At 58.5% G+C, this 21,541-nt stretch carries 21 protein-coding genes; 7 read left to right on the top strand and 14 right to left on the bottom strand.

Going from position 1 to position 21,541, the window contains the following annotated elements:
- Window positions 1-123: 123 nt before the first annotated feature.
- The 3 genes from rpsO to CPPEL_RS04645 all read right to left on the bottom strand — a co-directional run bounded on the left by rpsO (window position 124) and on the right by CPPEL_RS04645 (window position 2,523).
- Window positions 124-393, bottom strand: a complete 270-nt coding sequence (gene rpsO, locus CPPEL_RS04655) for a 30S ribosomal protein S15 (RefSeq protein WP_123960042.1) — start codon at window positions 391-393, stop codon at window positions 124-126.
- Between the two features lie 145 nt (window positions 394-538).
- Window positions 539-1,504 carry a nucleoside hydrolase gene (locus tag CPPEL_RS04650; protein ID WP_123960041.1) on the bottom strand — a complete coding sequence of 322 codons (966 nt, stop codon included), beginning with the start codon at window positions 1,502-1,504 and terminating at the stop codon, window positions 539-541.
- Entirely contained in the window at window positions 1,504-2,523 is a 1,020-nt protein-coding gene (locus CPPEL_RS04645; RefSeq protein WP_123960040.1) for a bifunctional riboflavin kinase/FAD synthetase, read from the bottom strand. Before CPPEL_RS04645 ends, CPPEL_RS04650 begins: the two co-directional genes overlap by 1 nt.
- Before the next feature lie 32 nt (window positions 2,524-2,555).
- On the opposite strand from CPPEL_RS04645, the gene truB reads away from it, so the two are divergent.
- Entirely contained in the window at window positions 2,556-3,458 is a 903-nt protein-coding gene (gene truB, locus CPPEL_RS04640; RefSeq protein WP_123960039.1) for a tRNA pseudouridine(55) synthase TruB, read from the top strand.
- Between the two features lie 27 nt (window positions 3,459-3,485).
- Here the strand turns inward: truB and CPPEL_RS04635 are convergent, their stop codons facing one another.
- The 9 genes from CPPEL_RS04635 to rimP form a co-directional block, all read right to left on the bottom strand.
- Complete coding sequence (locus tag CPPEL_RS04635; RefSeq protein WP_123961228.1) at window positions 3,486-4,148, bottom strand: 4'-phosphopantetheinyl transferase family protein; 663 nt, start codon at window positions 4,146-4,148, stop codon at window positions 3,486-3,488.
- A complete protein-coding gene (locus CPPEL_RS04630) occupies window positions 4,141-4,947 on the bottom strand; it encodes a metallophosphoesterase family protein (RefSeq protein ID WP_123960038.1) in 807 nt (268 codons plus the stop codon). The genes CPPEL_RS04635 and CPPEL_RS04630 overlap by 8 nt, the downstream gene beginning before the upstream one ends.
- Before the next feature lie 135 nt (window positions 4,948-5,082).
- On the bottom strand, window positions 5,083-6,390 hold the full coding sequence (locus CPPEL_RS04625; protein WP_123960037.1) for an MATE family efflux transporter: 1,308 nt from the start codon (window positions 6,388-6,390) through the stop codon (window positions 5,083-5,085).
- A 68-nt stretch (window positions 6,391-6,458) separates the two neighbouring features.
- Window positions 6,459-7,463, bottom strand: coding sequence for a DHH family phosphoesterase (locus CPPEL_RS04620; RefSeq protein WP_123960036.1), 1,005 nt, complete (start codon window positions 7,461-7,463; stop codon window positions 6,459-6,461).
- The gene (gene rbfA, locus CPPEL_RS04615) at window positions 7,450-7,884 is read right to left on the bottom strand and encodes a 30S ribosome-binding factor RbfA (protein WP_123960035.1); all 435 of its coding nucleotides are present in this window, start codon (window positions 7,882-7,884) and stop codon (window positions 7,450-7,452) included. The genes CPPEL_RS04620 and rbfA overlap by 14 nt, the downstream gene beginning before the upstream one ends.
- A 204-nt stretch (window positions 7,885-8,088) precedes the next feature.
- Window positions 8,089-11,001 carry a translation initiation factor IF-2 gene (gene infB / locus CPPEL_RS04610; protein WP_123960034.1) on the bottom strand — a complete coding sequence of 971 codons (2,913 nt, stop codon included), beginning with the start codon at window positions 10,999-11,001 and terminating at the stop codon, window positions 8,089-8,091.
- A gap of 105 nt (window positions 11,002-11,106) precedes the next feature.
- Window positions 11,107-11,421, bottom strand: a complete 315-nt coding sequence (locus CPPEL_RS04605; RefSeq protein WP_123960033.1) for a YlxR family protein — start codon at window positions 11,419-11,421, stop codon at window positions 11,107-11,109.
- 222 nt (window positions 11,422-11,643) lie between these two features.
- Entirely contained in the window at window positions 11,644-12,648 is a 1,005-nt protein-coding gene (nusA, locus tag CPPEL_RS04600; protein ID WP_123960032.1) for a transcription termination factor NusA, read from the bottom strand.
- Window positions 12,649-13,203, bottom strand: a complete 555-nt coding sequence (rimP, locus tag CPPEL_RS04595; RefSeq protein ID WP_123960031.1) for a ribosome maturation factor RimP — start codon at window positions 13,201-13,203, stop codon at window positions 12,649-12,651.
- Between the two features lie 43 nt (window positions 13,204-13,246).
- On the opposite strand from rimP, the gene CPPEL_RS04590 reads away from it, so the two are divergent.
- The gene (locus CPPEL_RS04590) at window positions 13,247-14,104 is read left to right on the top strand and encodes a DUF4439 domain-containing protein (protein WP_164470376.1); all 858 of its coding nucleotides are present in this window, start codon (window positions 13,247-13,249) and stop codon (window positions 14,102-14,104) included.
- Between the two features lie 95 nt (window positions 14,105-14,199).
- Window positions 14,200-16,191 (top strand): MMPL family transporter, encoded by a 1,992-nt coding sequence (locus tag CPPEL_RS04585; protein WP_123960029.1) that lies wholly within the window; start codon window positions 14,200-14,202, stop codon window positions 16,189-16,191.
- Between the two features lie 87 nt (window positions 16,192-16,278).
- Here the strand turns inward: CPPEL_RS04585 and CPPEL_RS04580 are convergent, their stop codons facing one another.
- Window positions 16,279-18,081: an alpha-amylase family glycosyl hydrolase gene (locus CPPEL_RS04580; protein ID WP_206608945.1), complete on the bottom strand. Its 1,803-nt coding sequence runs from the start codon at window positions 18,079-18,081 to the stop codon at window positions 16,279-16,281.
- A gap of 186 nt (window positions 18,082-18,267) precedes the next feature.
- Between CPPEL_RS04580 and CPPEL_RS04575 the strand changes: the two genes are divergently transcribed.
- From CPPEL_RS04575 to CPPEL_RS04565, 3 genes are all read left to right on the top strand, one after another.
- Entirely contained in the window at window positions 18,268-18,579 is a 312-nt protein-coding gene (locus CPPEL_RS04575) for a hypothetical protein (RefSeq protein WP_123960028.1), read from the top strand.
- 173 nt (window positions 18,580-18,752) lie between these two features.
- Complete coding sequence (locus CPPEL_RS04570) at window positions 18,753-19,367, top strand: YdhK family protein (RefSeq protein WP_123960027.1); 615 nt, start codon at window positions 18,753-18,755, stop codon at window positions 19,365-19,367.
- A gap of 202 nt (window positions 19,368-19,569) precedes the next feature.
- A complete protein-coding gene (locus tag CPPEL_RS04565; protein ID WP_123960026.1) occupies window positions 19,570-20,133 on the top strand; it encodes an LPXTG cell wall anchor domain-containing protein in 564 nt (187 codons plus the stop codon).
- A 58-nt stretch (window positions 20,134-20,191) separates the two neighbouring features.
- Here CPPEL_RS04565 and CPPEL_RS04560 read toward each other — a convergent pair whose 3' ends face one another.
- The gene (locus CPPEL_RS04560; protein WP_123960025.1) at window positions 20,192-20,548 is read right to left on the bottom strand and encodes a DoxX family protein; all 357 of its coding nucleotides are present in this window, start codon (window positions 20,546-20,548) and stop codon (window positions 20,192-20,194) included.
- A 136-nt stretch (window positions 20,549-20,684) separates the two neighbouring features.
- On the opposite strand from CPPEL_RS04560, the gene CPPEL_RS04555 reads away from it, so the two are divergent.
- The gene (locus tag CPPEL_RS04555; protein WP_123960024.1) at window positions 20,685-21,527 is read left to right on the top strand and encodes an SGNH/GDSL hydrolase family protein; all 843 of its coding nucleotides are present in this window, start codon (window positions 20,685-20,687) and stop codon (window positions 21,525-21,527) included.
- The last annotated feature ends 14 nt before the right edge of the window (window positions 21,528-21,541 follow it).

Here is a 21,541-nt window from a genome sequence, read left to right as displayed (position 1 = left end):
ATCCAAGCAGCCCCCAAGGCTTCCTAGGCCCAAAGTTCCCCGGCTTAAGGCTAGAGGCGCAAAGACAAAAACAAGGGCCCTACCCCGCAGTTGAGGTAGGACCCTTGTTGGGAAAAGCGAAGCTTAGCGACGCAGACCCAGGCGAGCAATGAGATCACGGTAGCGATCAACGTTGTTGGCAGCCAGGTACTTGAGCAAGCCCTTGCGACGACCAACCAGCAACAGCAGACCACGACGGGAGTGGTGATCGTGCTTGTGCTCCTTGAGGTGCTCGGTGAGCTGCTTGATGCGTGCAGAAAGCAGTGCAACCTGCGCCTCGGGGGAACCGGTGTCCGTCTCGTGCAGACCGAACTCCTTGAGGATCTCTTTCTTCTGCTCAGTGCTCAAAGCCATGCGTATATCTCCTATTTCAGTACCACATCAACGTTGCCAAAAAACTTGGCAGTTCAGGACTGCTGTGGACTGCAGTGAGCTGAACCTGTCAAAGGATAGCACCAATGCCTAGGCTGCGCCCAATCAGCACCTAAGCACACCAGCCCTAGGCGCCCACCGCCTCGCCACGAGCCACGCGGCTTAGACGAGCCATGAATTCCTCCAAGAAGCGCTCCACATCCACGGCTACCGCAACCCTTGAGGTCTTTTCTTCTTCATTGAGGCGAGTCTCATCACCAATGGTGCGCCCGCGGGTGGCGCCTTCTGTATCCACCTTCAAGTTAATGGGCAAAAGCTGCACCAGGCTTGGGTCTACCGCTACTGCGACGGCCAGTGGGTCATGCAGACCGCAGCCACCCAGGTGCGGAGCCACGGTGTCGTAGGCGCGGATGTAGTAGTCGGTGGCGTCGGCAAGCAAGGTTGCTTGAGGCGTTCCAAGTTCACGCCAAGCACCGGTTTCTTTGTAGGTAAGCAGGGTTTGCAAGGTCACATCCAGGCCGATCATGGTCACGTCGCGGCCATGTCGCACCATATAATCGGCGGCCTCGGGATCCTGGTTGATATTGGCCTCAGCCCAGGGCGAAACATTGCCCGGCACGCTCAGCGCACCACCCATAAACACAATGTGTGCATTGCGGGCAAAGGCTTCACTGCGCTGCATCGCGGTGGCAATATTCGTCATCGCACCGGTTGGCACAATCACCAAATCATCGCCATAGCGCTCCACGGATTCGATCAGGAAATCAACCGCGGATTGCTCTTGAACCCCAGCGGCGGCATCGGGCACCTCGGCCTCTCCGATGCCATTTTTGCCGTGGATAAAAGCCGAGATCTCCAGCACTTCGAAATCATCTTTGGCCAAAGCATGTGGCTCGCCTAGATACACCGGCACATCGGGGCGTCCGAAAAGTTCCAGCAGGGCAAGATCATTGCGGGCGCCATCGCCTACAAGCACATTGCCGTAGGTTGCTGTGACACCGATGAGGTTGAGTTCTTCACTGCCGAGCGCATAGGCCAGGGCGAGTGCATCGTCGATACCGGTATCGAGATCAAGAATGATGTTTTTTGGCATTAGTGTTCTTCCCTGTTGTTGAGTACGTTTCGGCAGTGCTCTTTGCTTATTTCGGTTGCCTCGGCGATGATCTCGCGGGCTTGAGCAACATCGCGGCCCATGGCTTCTAAGAGCTGGTCTACGCCATCGAATTTCTCCATCCCGCGAATGTGACCAATAAAGGCCACCTCGACAGTATGCCCATACAGATCCGCCTCGCGGTCGATGACGAAGCTTTCTACGCTTCGGCGTTCATCACCAAAGGTGGGGTTATGGCCTACCGAAATCGCCGCGGGATAGGCCACCCCATATTCCATATCCCCTTCGATTGGCGCCTGGGAGGTGACGGTAAGTAGTCCTGCATACACGCCGTCGGCAGGCAAAGCCACGCTATCGGGGAAGTAGAGATTCGCGGTGGGATACCCCAGCTCGCGCCCGCCTCGCCCGGCGCCACGGACCACCTGGCCGCTTACGCTAAACCAGCGCCCCAAGCACCAATTGGCACGGTGCACATCACCGGATTGCAGCGCCTCGCGGATCACCGTGGAAGATAGTACGGTGCCATCTTCTGCGAGCAGTTCTCGCACAATCACCTCGACGCCGTAGCGATTTCCGAGTTCGATGAGGGTATCTGTGGTGCCTGCAGCTTTGTGGCCAAAGGTGAAGTTCTCCCCCACCACAATCACTTTGGCGTGTAGGCGTTCGACGAGGATATCGCGGAAGAATGCTTCGGGTTCCAGGCGTGCAAGATCAGCGGAAAAGCTCATGGCGAGCATGTGGTCAATACCGAAGTCTTGGGCGAGTTCAGCTCTAGCGGCTACGGATCCAAGCATGGGTGGCATTTTGTCTGGGCGCAGCACTGCCATGGGGTGTGGGTTGAAGGTCAGCAAAATGCTGGGGATGCCCAATGCGTGTGCGCGTTCTGTTGCCTCGCTAATCAGCGTGCGGTGGCCGCGGTGTATGCCATCGAATACGCCAATGGTCACGACCGATGCCTGCAGGGTCTGAGGGATCTCGTCGAATCTCTGCCAAATATCCACGCCCACAACCCTACGACATACACTTAGCTTCCATGACTGATCCCCTTGCTAACTCAGGCCTCGTGGTTGTAGATAAGCCACAAGGTATGTCCTCCCATGACGTGGTTGCTCGCCTTCGCCGTTTCTTTGGCACCCGGCGAGTAGGTCACGCCGGCACCCTCGATCCGATGGCTACCGGTGTGCTTGTGGCTGGCATTGAGCGCGGCACGAAGTTTTTAGCCCACATGGTGGCCGATACCAAGGCTTATGAAGCCACCGTGTTTTTGGGTGCGGCTACCTCCACCGATGATGCCGAGGGTGAGCGTGGGGAACTTGCCGACGCCACCGCGATCCAGGCCATCACTGAAGCAGAGATCGAAGCTGAAATTGCCCGCCTCCGTGGCCCGATTATGCAGCGCCCTGCTGCCGTGAGCGCCATCAAGATCAATGGCAAGCGGGCGTATCAGCGTGTGAGGGAAGGTGAGGCCGTAGAGATTCCCCCACGCCCGGTCACCATCGAGCGCTTTGATGTTCTAGCGCAGCGCAGGTGCAGCGACCACATTGAACTCGATGTGGTGGTGGAGTGTTCTTCTGGCACCTATATCCGCTCTTTAGCTCGTGACCTGGGCGAGGCTTTAGGCGTGGGTGGGCATTTGACTGCGCTTCGCCGCACCGCAGTGGGCGCTTTTGAGCTTCAAGATGCCCTGACGCTAGAAGAGCTAGAACAGCACCCTGCATTGAGTGTCTCTTTGGATCAAGCCTTAATCCGCTGCTACCCGGTATTAGAGGTAAGCGAGCAAGAAGCCGCTGATTTAGCGATGGGCAAATGGCTTGCTCCCCGCGGCCTTCGCGGAGTGCATGCGGCTGTGGCCCCCGATGGGCGTGCGGTGGCGCTGATCAAAGAACAGGGCAAGCGGCTTGCCACGGTGTTTGTGGCACGGCCTTCCACGCTCTAGCACCGTGGCAGTGGCATCACTGAAGATTTAAGCACTGGTCACTGCGGTTGCTGCCACCACGTAGTGATCGCTCATCTTCCACTTGCCTTCAATAAACGGCACCGGTGTTGGCCGCACCAAGAGATATGACACGAAGGTGCCATCTGGACGTATATCAATTTCTGCTTGATCAAAACCAAGCCACCGGTGGGTCAGCGGGAACCAGGCCTTATAGGTGGCCTCTTTTGCACAAAACAGCAGGCGATCAGCGCAGTGAATGCCTGCGTCTTCTAAGTTGCTTAATTGGCGGCGCTCCCCCGGCCTAGAAATTGAGTCGATCAAACCATCCGGGAGCGGTTCTGCTGGCTCTGCATCAAGGCCCATGGAGCGCACAATCAACCTTGGCGCTACCACAGCAGCCCGGAAGCCTTCGGTATGCGTTAATGATCCGCTGACTGCCGCAGGCCAAATGGGCATGCCGCGCTCACCGCGCAAAATGGGCTCGCCGCTATCTCTTCCGAGTTGCGCGAGTGCATCATGGGCGCACCAGCGCGCATCACCGAATTCTGCCTTGCGCGCATCCACGGAGTGCGCCACCAAAATCCTTTCCAAGGGGTGCAGGCGCTCAAAGTGCTCAAGATTGTGGCCGTCTTTTTCAACCACTAAGGAACTAAAGCGCGCCGATGCTGGAAAAAGCGATGGGTCAAGCACCATCGGGCACCTCCAACACTGCTACCGGCCATGAGCGCGAATCTAAGGTGTTTCGCCACTGCTTTGGGTAGCCCAGTGAGGCCTCGATATGTGGCACACCGGCGATAGTGCTGCGACCTGGAAGGTGGAGGTGCCCGTACACCACTGCGCGGGCCTGGTAGCGCTCTGCCCAACCTTTGGTGTGTTTGGTGCCGCACCACATGGCCATCTCTGGCACACCAAGAGCCTGGGTCAGTTGGGGCTCTAAAGGCCAGTGGTTCATCAGCACCGTGGGACCTTCAACGCGGCCTACTCTATTGACCGAATAAGAAAGCCGCTCCCAGCACCAGCCGCGGATATCAACAAACGGCGCGATGAACAGCTCATCGGAAAGCATCACTTCCTTGCGTTTGGCTGATTGCAAGGCTTGTTCCACCGTGGTGCCTTGGGGGCGCAGGGAGTAGTCGTACAAGGTAAAAAGTGGAACCACTGTCACATCGCCAAAGCGCGCGAAGGGATCTTCTGGGGTAAGCACCCCGAGTTCTCTGCAGCCTCGGACAAGCTCTTCGTATTTTTCTCTTCCCTGAGCCTGCGCGCCGCCTTGGCTAAACAGCTCGTGGTTGCCGGGAGACCACACAACGGTGTGGAAACGCTGGCGCAGCGTAGCCAGGGTTGCTAAGACTGTCTCGGTCTTTTCGGCCACATCGCCGGCGACCAACAACCAGTCTCCAGGGTTGGTGGGCTGCACCCTATCGAGCATCTCGGCATTAGCGGCCACTGAGGTGTGCAGATCAGATACAGCCCAAAGTGTTTTCACCACGGCGGCACCTTCCTTGCATCCACGACTGCCCTTCGAGGTTTCATGCTAGCCCAAAGCCGTCCAGGGTTAGACCGCACCTGGTCCTTGGGGTGCAGGCGCGAGCCGTGATCGGCGCTAGGGCTTGCTGGTGGGAGGTTATTGGCCAAGCGTTGCCCAGCGCATCGAACGAAAACGCCAGATGCCTGCCACCATGCGGATGGCGATGAAGGCCACGATGCCCCACCAAACACCAACAAGGCCACCATCAAGCCACAAAGAAAGCCACACGGCTGGGAGGAAACCTAGCACCACCGAGGCGATGGAGGCGGTTCTTAAAAAGGCCGCGTCGGAGGCGCCGAGTAACACGCCATCGAGTGCAAAGACCACACCGCCGAGCAAGATCAGCAACACCAATTGCCACCACGGACCCTGCATGCTTTCAAGCACCGGGGCGGAGTGGGTAAAGATGCGCGGAATGCGAGCATGGCCAATGGCGAAGATGGCAGCAAGTACGAACGAAAACGCACTGGAATACGCCAAGAGTTTAGTACCTGTGGCCCTGGCGATTGCCACGCTGCCTGCCCCCAGTGCGGCCCCAGTTAAGGCCTGTGCAGCAATGGCGAGGGAATCGAGCACCAGGGAGAGGAAGTTCCACAATTGCAGCAGCACTTGGTGGGCTGCCAGCGAATCTGCGCCGAAGCGCGCGGCCACACTTGCTGCGGATAAAAAGGCCACCTGGAAGCTTAAAGAACGCAAAATCAGATCGCGGCCTAACACCAATTGGCGCAGCATCACCTTGGGTTGCGGTGCGTAGCTACCCCGGTGACGGTGCATGAGGTAGGCAACAAAACAGGCGGTGGTGATGATCGTGCCGATTAAGTTCGCCCAGGCGGAACCCACCACCCCGAAGCGGTGCACCAGCACGGGCACGAGTATCGCCCCCGGGATCACGCCTGCGAGGGTAAATAACAACGGCAGGCGGGTGTTTTGAATACCTCTTAACCACCCATTGCCGGCCATCACCATCAAGATCAATGGAATGCCAAAAGAGGTCACTTTTAACCAGGAGGTGGCGGTGGCAGCTACGTCTGGGTTATTTGCCAGCCAGAGGCTAAACCAGGGTGAACCGAAAAACATCGCTGCCCACAGCAGCGCACCAACGATGATGGCAAGCCAGGTGGCTTGCACGCCTTCTGCAATGGCGCCTTGTTCATCACCAGCGCCATATTTGCGTGCCGAACGCGCCGTGGTGCCATAAGAAAGGAAGGTGAGCTGGGTGGTGACCATCGAATACAAGGTGGTGCCGGCACCAAGGGCAGCAAGCGCCACCGTGCCAAGCCTTCCCACCACCGCGGTATCAAGCAGCAGATACAGCGGCGTGGCAGCCAATACACCGAGCGCGGGCAGGGCGAGCCCAAAAATGGTGCGGGCATTCACTTCGGGGATATGGGTTTGAGAGGTCACTAGCCTAAACCGGGATGCCTTCCTTGAGTCGGTGGGGCTATTGCAGCAATTGGGCAAAACTTCAGGGATCAAGCCTGCGGGAAATGCGCGATGGCGTTGAGCACCTCTGCTAGAACGTGCTCTGCGGTGCCGAAGGTGGAAAATCCTGCGGCGCGCACATGGCCGCCACCGCCGAGGGTGCGGGCGAGCATGGATACGTCTACCACATCACTGCGCAGGGATACTGCCCAATCTCCGGGCTGGAATTCTTTGGGCACCACGATGATTTGGGCTTCGCTCATCCCGCGGATCGTATCGGCAATTTTATCCACCGCCCCAAGCGAGTGGCCTGCGATGCGATCGTTGCTTGCCAAGGCGATTAACACCGTCCAAGGGCCTGCGTGTTCCACCCTTAAATCGGCCAACACGGTGCCGAGCATTTGCAGATCGGCCACAGAGCCGCCGTCGAAAAGCTGCTTGCTAATCGTTCGGATATCGAGGTTATGAGCCACGAGCTCCTGGGCAAATTCGTGCATCTGCGGCCGACCCCAGCGAAAACCTCCGGTATCGGTGGCTAAGCCGGCGTAGAGCGCATGCGCCATCGCATCGGTGATATCCACGCCGAGGTAGCGAAACCACTCCCTTAACACCGTGGTGGTAGATTCGGCCGCATAGTCCAGCAGATTGATCCCGGCGAAACCACGGTTCGAGGCATGGTGATCCACCAGAATCACCCGCGAGGGATCGGCAATCACCTCGGGCTGCAAGGTGCCGGTGCGGCCCAATCCACCGCAGTCGACCACCACGATCAAGTCGCACTCAGGCAAGGTATCCACGCAGCGGATCTCCTGGGCGCCGGGGATATGCAATAACGCTGGGTCAATCGCATCGCGCTGGCCGATCACCCCAACACCGGTGTTGCCCAATTGCTCGATCGCCCCCAGCATGGCGCACACACTGCCAATTGCATCGGCGTCGGGGTTTTTATGCCCCACAACGCAGACGGTTTTGGCCTTTTTTAGTTTGCGCGTGGCCGCAATGTAATCGGCTCCGCTGGGGTGAAGATCGCGCCAGGGCTGCCTAGTCTTCTGCATGCTTATAGGGATTCGCGTCGCCGGCAGGCTTGGCGTTTTCGCGCAACTTTCGCAGCTCCTCGTCGCGCTGGCGTGCGCGTGCCAACATCGCCTCCATGTGGGCCGATGCCTCGGGCACGGTATCTAGCTCAAAGTTCAACGTAGGGGTAAAGCGTACCGAGAGTTGCTCGCCGACGATCCTGCGCAAGGTACCGCGGACCTTTTCCAACGCGGCAGCGGCTTGCTCATGATCTGGGGCTTCTTCCAAGGTGCGACCGCGGACGGTATAAAACACCGTGGCGTCGTGCAGGTCACCGGTGACGCGGGCGTCGGTGATGGTAACCAATTCGAGGCGACGGTCTTTGATCTCGCGTTCGATGGCGGTTGCCACGATGGTTTGGATGCGCTTGGCCATGCGGGCTGCGCGGGCGTGGTCTGCCACGGTGTGCTCCTTCGCTTTGTTGTGCTTGATTCTTTATCCCCCAATCTATCGCGGACTGCTCTGCCACGATGTGGGGGTGAAAACCCGCCCCCGTAGCGTCGCTTTTCGACGTCCACGGGGGCGGGCAGTGGGCTCGGTGCTTGTTTTAAGCGCCCAAGCCCGAAGGCGCTTTAGCCTAAGCAGGCGGGATGCCCCGCACGAGGATTAGTCGCGCGGAACTTCTACCATTTCGAAGACCTCGATGATGTCGTCGACCTGGATATCCGGGTACGACAGCACCATACCGCATTCGTAGCCTGCAGCCACTTCGGTAACGTCGTCTTTTTCACGACGCAAGGACTCGATCTTGGCGTTGTCGGCCACCACGGCACCATCGCGCAGCAGGCGAACCTGTGCATTGCGACGCACCTTGCCGGACTCGACCATACAACCTGCGATAAGACCCACGGCAGAAGCCTTGAAGATGGCGCGGATTTCGGCGCGGCCGATTTCCTTTTCCTCGTACACCGGCTTGAGCATGCCCTTGAGAGCCTGCTCGATCTCCTCGATAGCGCGGTAGATCACCGTGTAGTAGCGGATATCCACGCCCTCGGCGTTGGCTTCCTCGGTGGCCTTGCCTTCAGCGCGAACGTTGAAGGCAACGATCACGGCGTCGGATGCGGCAGCCAAGGTGACGTTGGTTTGGGTTACGGCACCAACGCCACGGTCGATGATGTTGAGCTGTACCTCGTCGTCCACCTCGATCTTGAGCAGCGCCTCTTCCAGTGCTTCCACGGAACCGGCGTTGTCGCCCTTGAGAATGAGGTTGAGCGTGGAGGTTTCCTTGAGCACCGAATCCAGGTCTTCCAAGGACACGCGCTTGCGGGACTTCGCAGCCAGTGCATTGCGCTTGCGGGCATTGCGCTGGTTGGCAATCTGACGTGCCACGCGGTCGTCTTCAACCACGAGCAGGTTATCGCCGGCACCAGGCACACCGTTGAGGCCTTGCATCTGCACGGGGCGGGAAGGCCCAGCCTCGTCCACGTCATTGCCGTGCTCATCAACCATGCGGCGCACGCGACCATAGGCATCGCCTGCCACCACAGAGTCACCCACGCGCAAGGTACCGCGGTGAACGATCACCGTTGCCACAGGGCCACGGCCGCGGTCGAGGTGCGCTTCGATGGCTACACCTTGAGCGTCCATGTCCGGGTTTGCGCGCAGATCCAGGGAGGCATCTGCCGTCAGCAGCACAGCCTCGAGCAGCTCGTCGATGTGCAGGCCTTGCTTTGCAGAGATGTCCACGAACATGGTGTCGCCACCGTATTCTTCGGGCACCAGACCGTATTCGGTGAGCTGGCCGCGGATCTTGTCCGGGTTCGCGCCTTCCTTATCGATCTTGTTTACTGCAACCACAACTGGCACGTCGGCGGCCTTGGCGTGGTTGATTGCTTCCACCGTCTGCGGCATAACGCCGTCGTCGGCAGCCACAACCAGCACTGCAATGTCGGTGGCTTTAGCACCACGGGCACGCATGGCGGTAAAGGCCTCGTGACCTGGGGTATCCAGGAAGGTAACGCGACGATCTTCGCCGTTGAGTTCCACGTTGACCTGGTAGGCACCAATGCCCTGGGTAATACCGCCGGCTTCGCCCTCGCGGACGTTGGCCTTACGGATCGAGTCGAGCAGTCGGGTCTTACCGTGGTCGACGTGACCCATCACGGTCACCACTGGCGGACGCTGGGCGAGGTCTTCTTCATCGCCTTCATCCTCACCGAATTGCAGGTCGAAGGACTCAAGCAGCTCGCGGTCTTCGTCCTCTGGGGAAACGACCTGAACCTTGTAGTTCATTTCTTCGCCCAGCAACTGCAGGGTTTCTTCGCTCACCGAGGCGGTCGCGGTGACCATCTCGCCGAGGTTGAACAGTGCCTGCACCAATGCTGCCGCATCGGCATTGATCTTTTCTGCGAAGTCCGAAAGGGATGCACCGCGAGCCAAACGCACGGTTGCGCCGCCGCCATCGGGCAGGCGCACGCCGCCGATGACATTGGGTGCCTGCATGGATTCGTACTCGTTGCGCTTCTGACGCTTCGACTTACGACCCTTGCGTGGAGCGCCACCTGGGCGTCCGAACGCACCTGCGGTACCGCCGCGACGTCCACCACGGCCGCCTCCGCCACCGCGGAAACCACCGGGACCGCCCGGACCACCGGGGCCGCCACCGGGACGTCCGCCACGGTTGCCGCCACCGGATGCACGGGTGGGCATCTGAGCGGGATTCGGATGGGTAGGCATCATTGCCGGGGTTGGACGGCGTCCGCCACCCTGGCGTTCCTGGCCACCTTGGCCACCACTGCGCTGGCCACCCTGGCGCTGAGCGCCACCGCGACCGCCACCGGGACGAGGCGCGCGATCTTGCTGGCCGCCACGACCACCGGGACGTGGGCCGCCACCGGGTCGGGGTTGGCCGCCAGGACGTGGGCCGCCGCCGGGACGAGGAGCCGGGCGCTCTCCACCGCCGGTGGAGAAGGGGTTATTGGCTACGCGCGGCGCACGGCCACCAGGCTTGGGGCCTGGCTTGGCTTGGGGGCGCGGCATGGATGCAGGCGTCGTCGCTGGCGTGGCCGGCTTGGCTGCTTGCTCGCCAGGCTTTGCCTGAGAGGTCTTGGCAGCGGGCTTGGCCTGCGCGGGGGTTGCTGCACCTGGTTTGGGTGCATTCTTGGCAGCAGGCTTTGCTGCTGCGGGTTGTGCTGCAGGCGCAGCGGGCTTCTTTGCCGCCGGCTTTGCAGCGGCAGGCTTGGCTGCCTTCGCTGCTTGCGCGGGGCTTGCGGCACCTGGTTTGGGTGCGGCTTTTGCTGCGGGGCCGGGCTTTGCAGCCGGCTTCTTTGCAGCCTTGGCTTGGTCTGCTGGGCTTTGGGCAGCAGCCTTCTTTGCCGGTTTTGCGGCGGGCTTTTCTGCCTGCTCGCCAGCATCGGCCTTGGACTCGTAGTAGGCCTTCATCTTCTTAATCACCGGTGGTTCGATGGTTGAAGATGCGGTTTTGACGAACTCGCCTTGCTCTTTGAGCGTGGCAAGCAGTTCTTTGCTGGGCACACCAAGCTGTTTTGCTAGCTCATGTACACGTAGCTTTCCGGGCACTTCTCTCCTTGGGTTTTAAGGCAAGGAATCGAAGGCCAAAAAGCCTGATCGATCCCTTTACCTGTGTGCGTTGACGTTCATCGCTGATGCTTCATCGTGTGCTCATCAGTGTTGTGTCTTCCTTACAGTGTCAGGGTCGTGCGCTGTGTGCGCGGCGAGATATTCTCGCAAATGACCTGTGTCTACTGGTGTAGACACCCGAAACGCGCGGGCAAATGCTCGCCTGCGCGTCGCTTGTTCCAATGCCTCGATTGTTGGGGTAATCCACGCTCCCCTGCCGCCGAGTTTGTGGGCTGGGTCGGCAAGAATGTGGCATACCCCTTCGTGCTGCCGTGCACTCAGGCGAAGCAGCGAATGTGAAGCTGCGGTGGTGTTCGTTGCGATGCAGGTGCGCTGCGGCACATGTGCGTGTGTTGGCATCTGCTTTCGCACAAACCACCTTTCCACTTTTCGTTGCGCTTCCTTCTGCTGCTTCTAGGCAAGCACGTTGATACTTTCCACGCCGTTTTCGGCATGGCAGAAGTAATCAAGGGCCATCGGCCAGTGTACGCCAAAGTTGTGATTTGGCGAATCTGCCTGCTTCCTGGCGCCGAATTTGCCTGATTGGTTACTTAGGCAAGCGCCAAAGAAACTGGCAGATATTTATTCAGCGTCTTTATCGGAGCGGATATCGATTTTCCAACCCGTCAGGCGTGCAGCCAGGCGAGCATTTTGGCCTTCTTTACCAATAGCCAAGGACAGTTGATAATCCGGAACCGTCACCCGCGCCGTTTGGGCCTCAGGGTCTAACACCTCAACGTGCACCACCTTAGAAGGCGCAAGCGCATTGCCAACATAGGTGGCTGGATCATCGGAATATTCGATGATGTCGATCTTCTCGCCTGCGAGTTCCTTCATGATGTTGTTGACTCGCTGGCCACGCGGCCCGATGCAAGCACCCTTGGCGTTCAAGCCCTTGGCGTGTCCGCGCACCGCCACCTTGGAGCGATGGCCTGCCTCACGGGCAATAGAGATGATCTCGACGCTGCCATCGGCAACCTCTGGCACCTCGAGCTCGAAGAGGTGACGCACCAGCTCGGGGTGGGTGCGCGAGAGGTTGATCTGAAGGTTGGTGGGTGCGCGGTTCACGCCAACCACATAGGCCTTGATGCGCTGGCCGTGGGTGAGCTTTTCACCAGGGATTTGTTCCGCGGGGATCAAGATGCCGTCTTGGCCATCCAATTCGGTACCAAGGTGGACCACCACGATGCCCTTTTCTTTGGCAATGGCATCGGCCTGCACCACGCCGGAGACGACCGTTTCTTCGTACTCGGAGTAAGCGTCATAGGCCTTGGAGGTGGTGGCTTCGCGCAGTTTTCTCAAGATGGTATCGCGCACTGCCTTTGCGCCGATGCGCCCGAAGTGCGAGGGGGTGTCGTCGAACTCCGAGGTCACCACGCCTTCCTCGTCAAGCTCGGAGACGATCACGCTGACTTCGCCGGTGTCTTGATCGATCTCCACGCGCGCACGTTGGCCGCTGGTATCGCTTTCTTCCTTGTACTCCAGGTAGGCATGACGAAGCGCTCCCGCGATCGTGATGAGCAACTCTTGCACAGAGATGCCATGTTCCTTTTCGATCGCACGGAGCGCCTGGATGTCAATATTCACTTATTTAGTGTCCTCTCGCCACTGTATGGCTTCGTCGTAGCTGTAGCGCACCAAGGCCATCTGTTCTTCTGGTGCTTGGGCAAATTCAATTTCTACCACCGCTTCGGGGTGCTTGGCTAGTGCAATGGTGTCGATTTCGAGATTCTTTCCCACCTTTCGCACCACAACGACCTCATTTTCTTGCTCATTGAGTGCGCCGATGCGCCAGATTTCTTTCTTTCCGTCCACGGTGATTGCCACCAACCGCCCGCGATTGCGGCGCCAATGCCTTGGCAATTGCAGCGGGCGATCTACCCCAGGGGTGGTGACTTCCAGGGTGTAGCCTGCACCGAAGTTCAGCTGGCCTTCGGTTTCTGCGGCGTCGAAAAGCTCTGAAATTTCCTGGGAAGCTACCTCGAGGGTGTCTAAATCGGGGCGGGTGTCACCGTCGAGCATGACGGTGACGGAGGATTTCTTGCCTGCCTTATTCACCTTCACCGCTTCCACATCGAGGTGGAGTCGATCGGCAATGGGTTGCAGTATCGTGCTGAGTTCTTCGGGTGTGGGAAAAGCCATGCTGGCCATGCTAGTAGCTTGGGGTGACTATACTTGCTCGGCGATGCGTGTTTCTGCCCTAGCCCTCCCCCTTGCCCTCGCGCTTTCGCTTGGGTCTTGCAGCCTGGTTCAACAGCCTGAGCCCAATGCCACTTTGATCGACCTTGCAGCTCAGGCGCGGTATGAGGCCGATACTTATCAGACCCCGGCATTAAAGCAATTGCGAGCCGAGGATGCCGAGGAGCTTATTGCCGAGGCCATGCGCGCCTGCGGGCATCGCGAAAATGGCGAGCAACCTGAGCATTGTTCCTATGAGGCCATCGAAGACGATATTGAGCAAGCGCCTACCGATCAGCGCCAAGGTGTGGAGCTTTTCGACGTCTCCGCGCAGCTCATCCTCGACGCCACCGCCGAGGCACCTCAGGATGCCATGCCGGTGCTAGTCCCACAGATCATCGATTTGGTTCAAGCCGGCGCTGCCGCACCGGTGGCAGGCGCAGCCCAGTTGCAGCCAAATAAGGAGCTCAAAGCCCAAGGGATCAAATCCGGCGATATTGAAGCCGATGCAAGCGATGCTCGCGAGGCTTTGAAGGACGAATATGCGGCTCGCTATGGCCTTGGCGTGGCCTTGGGTTATGCCGATGCGACTGGGAAACAGCGGATTAGTGCCCTGCTTGCAGCTCACCAGCAGCGCATCGATGTGTTAGAGGCAAGCCTGCAACCTACCGCCGAGGTTCCTGTTGCAGAGCCCGCCTATCGATTCGCCGGTACTACCCCAACTGATCCCGCAACCGCGCTCGAGGCTGCAGACATGATTCAAGACACAATTTCGCAGCAATACAGCCACCTGGCAAGCAAGGCGCGCACTCCCTCCTGGCGAGAGCTCAGCACCGCCCTAGCTGCACAAACGGCTGCTGAATAGCGAATAACCACAGGCACTGTCGCACCACGCTTGTAGCTGTGACACCCTGCGCATGCGTGCAGAACTTAAGGTTCCCTTGCCTTAGTATGGTGTCCATGTCAACCAACTCCACCGCTGAGCAGCCAACAGCGGCTGCACAAAAAGCCAAACGATCGCGATGGCTCGCGCTCGTTTTATTGATCATCGGGATCGCACTGATGGCCATTGGCGCCAAAGATGTGCCGACCAATACCTATGGCAACCTGCCCGAGGGATCCGACTCCCTCGCAGTTGCGCGCACCGTAGAACAGCTCGAAGATGACGCCGGCGATACCACCGCCATTGCCGTGCTGGAACAATCCGGCGGCATCAACATCGCCGAGGCTCAATCACTGGCATCGTCTATCGGCGGCAAAGCCGTTCCAAGCGAAGACGGCGAAGCTGCCCTGATCTTTAGCAACATTGAAGGCGGCACAAGCGCCGAGGTTGCCGAGCAAATCAATACGCTGCGCGAAGACCTCAAGGCAGACGCACCCGAGGGCATGCAAGTGCAGGTAACAGGCCCTGCAGCAATCCAGGCTGACCTTGCCAATGTCTTTGACGGAGCAAACTTCCTCCTGTTAGGTGTCACCGCCATCATCGTGGCGCTGCTGCTGATTATCACCTACCGCTCCCCCGTGCTGTGGCTGATCCCGCTGGCCGTGATTGGCGTTGCCGATCGCGTAGCGGCAACGGTATTTACCTGGGTGCTCAGCGCCCTTGGGATGAGTTGGGACGAATCCACCGCTGGCATTTTGTCGGTGCTCGTCTTTGGTGCAGGCACCAACTACGCATTGCTGCTGATCTCTCGCTATCGCGATGAATTGCGCGAGCACTCCAGCCGCTTTGAGGCCATGGCCAAGGCATGGTTGCCCACCGCGAAGGCCTGCGCTGCCAGCGCCTCGACTGTGGCACTCGGCGTGCTCTGCCTGCTGCTTTCTGCAGCACCAAATACCCGCGGCTTAGGCGTTGCCTCGACCGTTGGTGTGATTATCGCCTTGACCTTTGCACTATTCGTACTCCCCGGCGCGCTGGTTACCTTCGGGCGCTGGGTGTTCTGGCCAAAGACCCCCGCCGTGGGCACCGAAGCGCAGCACGGCATCTGGGATCGAATTGGCAACTTTGTGGCCGGCCGGAAGGTCGCCGTGATCATCGCTTCTTTGGTGTTGCTCGGTATTGCTTGCGCAGGCTCACTGAACATGAAGATTGGCCTTTCGCAGGCGGATCAGTTTATTGATACCCCGGAGTCCATCGCCGCAAGCGAGACGTTGGAGGCGCACTTCCCCGACCAAGCAGCCACACCCGCGACTGTATTGGTAGAAGATCCTTCCCAACTGCAAGAGGTAGAAAAGGCACTTAAAACTGCCGGCGCCTCGGTGCAACCGGGCCAAGAAATTGGTTCTGAGGTGACGCTGAATGCTTCGGGCTTAGACACTCAAGCACTGCGCGATGCGCTCTCGCCTTATGCCACCAAGGTTGGCGGCCCTGATGCTGAGTTGTATGACCAAGCCGAATACGCGGCAGCAGACCGTCGGGTGATCTTCCCTGCAGTGCTGGCCGTGGTGTTGCTGGCATTGATCGTGCTGCTGCGAAGCCTGGTGGCCCCGCTGGTGATGGTGTCGACGGTGCTGCTGACCAATATCGCCGCCATGGGTCTTGGTTGGTGGGTATTCCAGCACATTTTGGGCTTTAATTCCCTGGCAGACCTCACCCCGCTATACGCCTTCGTATTCTTGGTCGCCCTGGGCGTGGACTACAACATCTTCCTAGTCACCCGCGCCAAAGAGGAAGCGGCAAAGAATCCTGATGCGGATATGAGTGCCCATGTGCGCAAGGCTTTGTCCACCACCGGTGGTGTGATTACCTCCGCCGGCATCTTGCTTGCTGCCGTTTTTGCCGCGCTTGGCGTGCTGCCACTGGTGGCGCTGGCACAAATTGGTGTGGTGATTTTCCTCGGCGTGCTGCTCGATACCCTGGTGGTGCGCACGATTTTGTTGCCGGCCGTGATGATGGTGTTTGGCCAGAAGTTCTGGTGGCCTTCAAAGCCAACCCACCAATCAAAGGCTTGAAGCCCTTGGATTAAGTTGAGCTAGAAAGCACCAAGCCCCGTAGGTTATATCGCTTTGACCTACGGGGCTTTTTGCTGCGTGCTGTTGTTATGCGCGGCTAAACATCACGCAGGAAAATGGCCCGAGCGACAGATAGGCATCGGGGCCTTCCATATCGGAGGTTTCGTGGTTGCCAAATAGCGTGGAATAGGTGTTGGCATCGGAATTAAAGCGCACCTTCCAGTGCCCCTCTGGGATGGTGACATTGGCGGCACATTCCGTGCGTGAGAAGTTCACGGCCACCAGCACAGCATCTTGGTCGAGGGTTTCGCGGCTAAAGACGAGCAGCTTGGATTCATTGTCTTGGTGGTGGATTCGGGTGACAGGTCCTTGTAGCCCGGCGCTGCTGCCGTCGAGGTTGCGCCTTAGCGCAATGAGGTCGGAAAACATCCTCGCAATATCCCTAAACGCCCATGCTTGCCCCCAATCGAGCGGCACGGTGTCGCGGAACCATTCATCTTCAAGGAATTCCTGGCCTTGGAATAGCATTGGCATGCCTGGGGCGCTTAAGACCAGGCAGGCACCAAGGGTGGCACGTTTTTGGGCATCCCAGCCGTCTGGGTTATCGCCTGCAACCTCGGTGGTCACGCGTGCTGAACCATTGGCTACCTCGTCATGGGATTCGGTATAGATCACGCGATCAAAGGGATTGAGGTATTCGTGGGTCACCGCTGCAGCTACCGAGTCGATGTTGCGGGAGGCATCATCGTTGGTGATGAGCGCTTCGCGGACCGGGTGCACGAATTGGGAATCCCACTGGGCATGCATATTGCCGCCATCTGGTTCTGTGGAGGACACGGCTGCGAGATTGTGCAGATCTTCTGCGATCGCGATCCTGCCCGGGAACTCCTCGCGCACGACCCGACCGACCTCATGCATCATGGTCCAGCCTTCTGGGATGTCATCGGAGAAGCCGTCCTTGGAGCGCATATAGGGCGTCATATCAAGGCGCAATCCGTCTGCGTGGTAGTCGCGCAGCCACATGCGGGCGTTATCGGAGATGAAGTCCCGTACTTCTTGGCGGCCATAATCGGGGCGAGTATCGCCCCAGGGAGTAGAGCTGCGCCAATCTTGGTAGAAGTAGATTCCGCCCTTGTCGTTTTCTTGCCAGCCGTCGAATTGCCACAGGGACAAATCGGAAGGTCCGAAGTGGTTGTACACCACGTCGATGATCACGGCGATTCCGCGGGCGTGTGCTTCTTTAATGAAGTGCTTGAGCGCATCGGGGCCACCATAGGAGGATTCCACGGCGAAGATATTGGCGGGGTTATAGCCCCATGAGTAGTCGCCCGCGAATTCCATGAGCGGCATGAGCTCCACGCAGTTGATATTGAGCCCCACCAGGTAGTCGAGCTTTTTGGTGAGATCTTCAAGATTCGCCGGTTGGTGCTCATCGCCGTTATCGACGAAGGAACCGATATGGGTTTCATAAATCACAAGCTCGTGCTGGTTTGGTGTGGCGAATTCATCGCCGGACCAGTCAAAATCCTCGTGGTTATACAGCACACCATTGCCCACGGAGTTGGTCACCTTGAAGGCTCGGGGATCGATGCGCATGAAGGTGTTTTCGCCATTGCGAATGGCAAATTGGTACTCCTGGCCGGTGCGCGCCTGAGTGACAACCCCGTAGAAGTTGCCTGATTCTTCGCGCTCGAGCACATTGGCTTGCTCGTCCCATTCATTGAAGTCGCCGACCACGGCAACCGAGTCTGCATTCGGAGCCCATACTCGAAAGGCGTAGCCCTGCTCGAGGGGGATGGCACCCATGCCGGGTACGTGTTCTTGCGCGCTCATCGTTGCTTGCTTCTTTCCTTGTTGGATCTCACGGCCTTCGGCCGAAGTGTTGTCCATATCCTAACGCCAAGCCGGCTGCGCGCCGATTCTTTATCTGGGCAAAGGTGGGACTTTTTCGGCATTGGCCTGCAGAAATAGGAGTTCTCTGAACACTTACTGTGCTTCAGAATTGATTACTTACAACGCATTACTTATACTTTATGCTTGTACCGTTACTGATACTAAGAAAGGACGCGTAACCTCATGCGCCGTTTCACCAAAGCCTCTATCGCCATCGCCGCTGCCGCTTCCCTGGCACTGTCAGCCTGCAGCGACGACAAGGATGAAGACGAAGTTGTCGTCACCACCACCGAACAAGACGGCACCACCGACACCACCGTGGTAGAGACTGAAGATCGCGACGATCAAAACGACCGCGATGATCGCGATGACCGCCAGGATGATCAAAACGATCGCGAGGATCTGGAAGATCGCCTCGACCCCCAAAACGATGGCGACGATCACGACGATCACGATGATCACGACCACGATGATCACGACGATCACGATCACTAAGCCTGTAGCTATAGGCAATTGCACACGCCCCGCACTTTCATGCGGGGCGTTTCGCATTGGGCACTTAGGTAGATGAGCCAGCTTCAGAAGGTGCTGGCTGATAGCTGCACGAATCCTTATACTTGACGTGTCCGTCTTATATTTGAAGACCCCCGAAGAAAGGACGCGTATTTATGCGCCGTTTCACCAAAGCCTCTATCGCCATCGCCGCCACCGCTGCCCTAGCCCTTAGCGCCTGCAGCGATGACAAGGATGAAGAGGAAGTCGTTGTCACCACCACCGCCGAAAACGGTGCTACCGACACCACCGTGGTAGAGATCGAAGAGCACGATGATCACGACGATCACCACGGCCACGGCGCCCACAAGACCGACGGTGGCGAAGCACCAGCCGGCATGAAAGAAGCAGAGAATCCTCGCTTCAAGGTTGGAGAGAAAGTTCGCATCGATGCTGAGCACATGCCCGGCATGGAAGACGCCATCGGTACGGTCACCGGCGCTTACACCACCACCGTGTATGAGGTGAACTACGATCCCACCGATGGATCTCCAAGGGTTGAAGACCACAAGTGGGTCGTACAAGAAGAGCTGCAGGATCCAGGCGCCGAGCCCTTGCAAGATGGCGATCCCATCGTGATCGAGGCTGATCACATGGACGGCATGAAAGGTGCGAAGGGCACCGTCGAAGACGTGGAGCAAACCACCGTGTACATGGTTGATTTCGACGCCAATGGCAAGCACTTCAAAAACCACAAGTGGGTTACCGAGGATGAATTAGAAAAGCTCTAAGCATTCTCAAAGCCACCTCAATTCCACCAGGCGCCACTTGGGCAAGTACTGCCCGAAGTCGGCGCCTGAGGTGTATCCACCCCCTTACTACCCCCATTTAGGCAGCTTTGTGTGGCATAAGGTGCGCACATCGTTGATGCTTAGGGCAGAATTCTAAGACAACTCCTCAACCCTTAGAGCACTTCACACAAAAGGAATCGCAATGAAGAACCGTCTGAGCGCCGCTGCCGTTGCCACTGGCTTGGGATTAGCCTTTCTTAGCGGGGTGGCCAACGCCCAAGACAACGAGCCCACTGACTCGGTAACTGTCACCGACACCACCACGGTGACGGCAGAACCTGAAGCCTCTGAAGATCAGCCGGCCACCCCTGGCGATTCTGAGGAGTCCGACAACGACGCCGACAACACCGATGGCGCCGATGCCGACGATCAAAATGACGCTTCTGATCCAGAGGATGCTGCTGATCAAGACGACGCCGATGCGGCTGATGACGCAGACACAGATACGGACGCAGATGCATCTGATCAGGACGCAACCGATACGGATGCCGCAGAAGACAAGGATGAAGCCGAGGCTGTAACAAGCGAAAGCCCTTCGGCGGAAAAGTCCTCCGAGGCTTCCCACGCACCGGCTGATAAGGATCACTCCACCCCGCAGCGCTCGCTCGCTAATACCGGTGCATCGGTGCTTGGCATTGTGCTTGCCGGTGCGGCGCTGGTTGGCCTGGGCGTGGCGCTTGTTTCACGCAATCGCAAGCGCGGCTAAAAAAGCAGTAGCGATTGCACTTTCAGGCTCCTGGGACTTTCCCAGGAGCCTTTTGTTTTTAGCTGAGCTTGGCGGCTGCGCGAATCAGGGGTAGCTGCAGTGGCAGTCGTGCCAGGGAGATCACCTTGCGCGAGGTATCTTCACCAGCGAGTGCTTGACGCGCCATTTCAAAATTGGCCGGCCACACCGCGAGTAGCAAGGCCACCGCCGCTTTACCTCCGAGGGCTCGGGTGCCTTTATTTGCAATGAGCCCAGCCACGGTCAGCTCGGCTACGCCGCTGAGGTAGGTCCAGGTACGAGCCTTGGAGGGCATGTAGGGCGGGATGATGGCGTCGAAAGGCTTCGGGGCCACAAAGTGCAAGATGCCCATGGAAGCAAAGGCGCCGGACTGTAGTGCGTGAGATTTGATCTTCATGCCTGCCATCTTACAGGTGCGAAAAACCGCATGTGACCAGTAGTTTTGTTGTAGATAGCGAGTTTTTACTTGCACTGTTTGCGGTTTAGGATAGTGGTGTAACCGTATTCCCTCATTCCCCCTTAGGACGCATCTGATGCTTTCTACTACCGCACGCCGCGCCATTGCCGTGCTGGGCGCGGCCGCTTGCGCCGCAGGCCTTGCTACTCCCGCCTCCGCGGCTCCCGTACCTGCAGGTTCGAAGTACGTGGCCCTGGGCGATTCTTTCGCAGCCGTGGGCAGCCTGAGCAATATCCAGATTCCGCCGAGCCTGCTGTGTGGCCAGGCAAGCGATAACTACGCACATGTGGTTGCCGAAAAACTTGGCCTTTCGCTTGACGACGTCACCTGTGGCTGGGCTACCACCGAGGATTATTGGATCCCCCAGCTTCACCCCTTGCCAGGCACCGCATTTGCTCCTCAACGCGATGCCGTGACTGCCGATACTGACCTGGTCACGCTCACCTTCGGCGGTAATGACAACTTTGCAGATAAGTACATCGGCGCATGTATGACTGGCTTCGTCACCGGTCTTGGCCCCACCTGTCGCGAACTGATCGAGCTGCCAACCGCTGCCGCCATTGCCCCCATCGGCGCAAAAGTCCAGGCTGTGATTGAAGACGTACAAGCGCGCGCACCGCACGCCAAGGTGATGGTGGCCGGCTACTACGAGCTCACCAATGCCAATGAGGAATGCTTCCCTAACATTCCAAAGCGCCCAGAAGATCGCCAATTCGTGGCAGATTTCATCGGCGCTCTTAATACTCAACTGCAGCGTGCAGCAGGGGCCACCGGCGCCACCTTCGTGGCAGCACCGGAAAACGGCAGCATGTGCACCGATTCCACCACCTTGCTCGGCGTACCTGACAATGCTGTGGGCTTCCACCCCACCGCTGTAGGCCAAGCCCGCATGGCAGATGCGATTATCGCCGCTATGTAGTGTTTTTAGGTGAA

It is taken from the genome of Corynebacterium pseudopelargi (assembly GCF_003814005.1).
Classification (GTDB): Bacteria; Actinomycetota; Actinomycetes; order Mycobacteriales; family Mycobacteriaceae; genus Corynebacterium; species Corynebacterium pseudopelargi.
Note: the sequence above shows the minus strand (reverse complement) of the source record. Positions and strands in the feature narration are given on the sequence as shown.

Coding starts and splice junctions, on each gene's coding strand:
- CPPEL_RS04565 (WP_123960026.1), top strand. CDS start 19,570: ATGAAGAACCGTCTGAGCGCCGCTGCCGTTGCCACTGGCTTGGGATTA.
- CPPEL_RS04580 (WP_206608945.1), bottom strand. CDS start 18,081: ATGGACAACACTTCGGCCGAAGGCCGTGAGATCCAACAAGGAAAGAAG.
- CPPEL_RS04590 (WP_164470376.1), top strand. CDS start 13,247: ATGCGTGTTTCTGCCCTAGCCCTCCCCCTTGCCCTCGCGCTTTCGCTT.
- CPPEL_RS04575 (WP_123960028.1), top strand. CDS start 18,268: ATGCGCCGTTTCACCAAAGCCTCTATCGCCATCGCCGCTGCCGCTTCC.
- CPPEL_RS04585 (WP_123960029.1), top strand. CDS start 14,200: ATGTCAACCAACTCCACCGCTGAGCAGCCAACAGCGGCTGCACAAAAA.
- CPPEL_RS04650 (WP_123960041.1), bottom strand. CDS start 1,504: ATGCCAAAAAACATCATTCTTGATCTCGATACCGGTATCGACGATGCA.
- rimP (WP_123960031.1), bottom strand. CDS start 13,203: ATGGCTTTTCCCACACCCGAAGAACTCAGCACGATACTGCAACCCATT.
- CPPEL_RS04570 (WP_123960027.1), top strand. CDS start 18,753: ATGCGCCGTTTCACCAAAGCCTCTATCGCCATCGCCGCCACCGCTGCC.
- CPPEL_RS04620 (WP_123960036.1), bottom strand. CDS start 7,463: ATGCAGAAGACTAGGCAGCCCTGGCGCGATCTTCACCCCAGCGGAGCC.
- CPPEL_RS04555 (WP_123960024.1), top strand. CDS start 20,685: ATGCTTTCTACTACCGCACGCCGCGCCATTGCCGTGCTGGGCGCGGCC.
- rpsO (WP_123960042.1), bottom strand. CDS start 393: ATGGCTTTGAGCACTGAGCAGAAGAAAGAGATCCTCAAGGAGTTCGGT.
- truB (WP_123960039.1), top strand. CDS start 2,556: ATGACTGATCCCCTTGCTAACTCAGGCCTCGTGGTTGTAGATAAGCCA.
- CPPEL_RS04605 (WP_123960033.1), bottom strand. CDS start 11,421: ATGCCAACACACGCACATGTGCCGCAGCGCACCTGCATCGCAACGAAC.
- CPPEL_RS04560 (WP_123960025.1), bottom strand. CDS start 20,548: ATGAAGATCAAATCTCACGCACTACAGTCCGGCGCCTTTGCTTCCATG.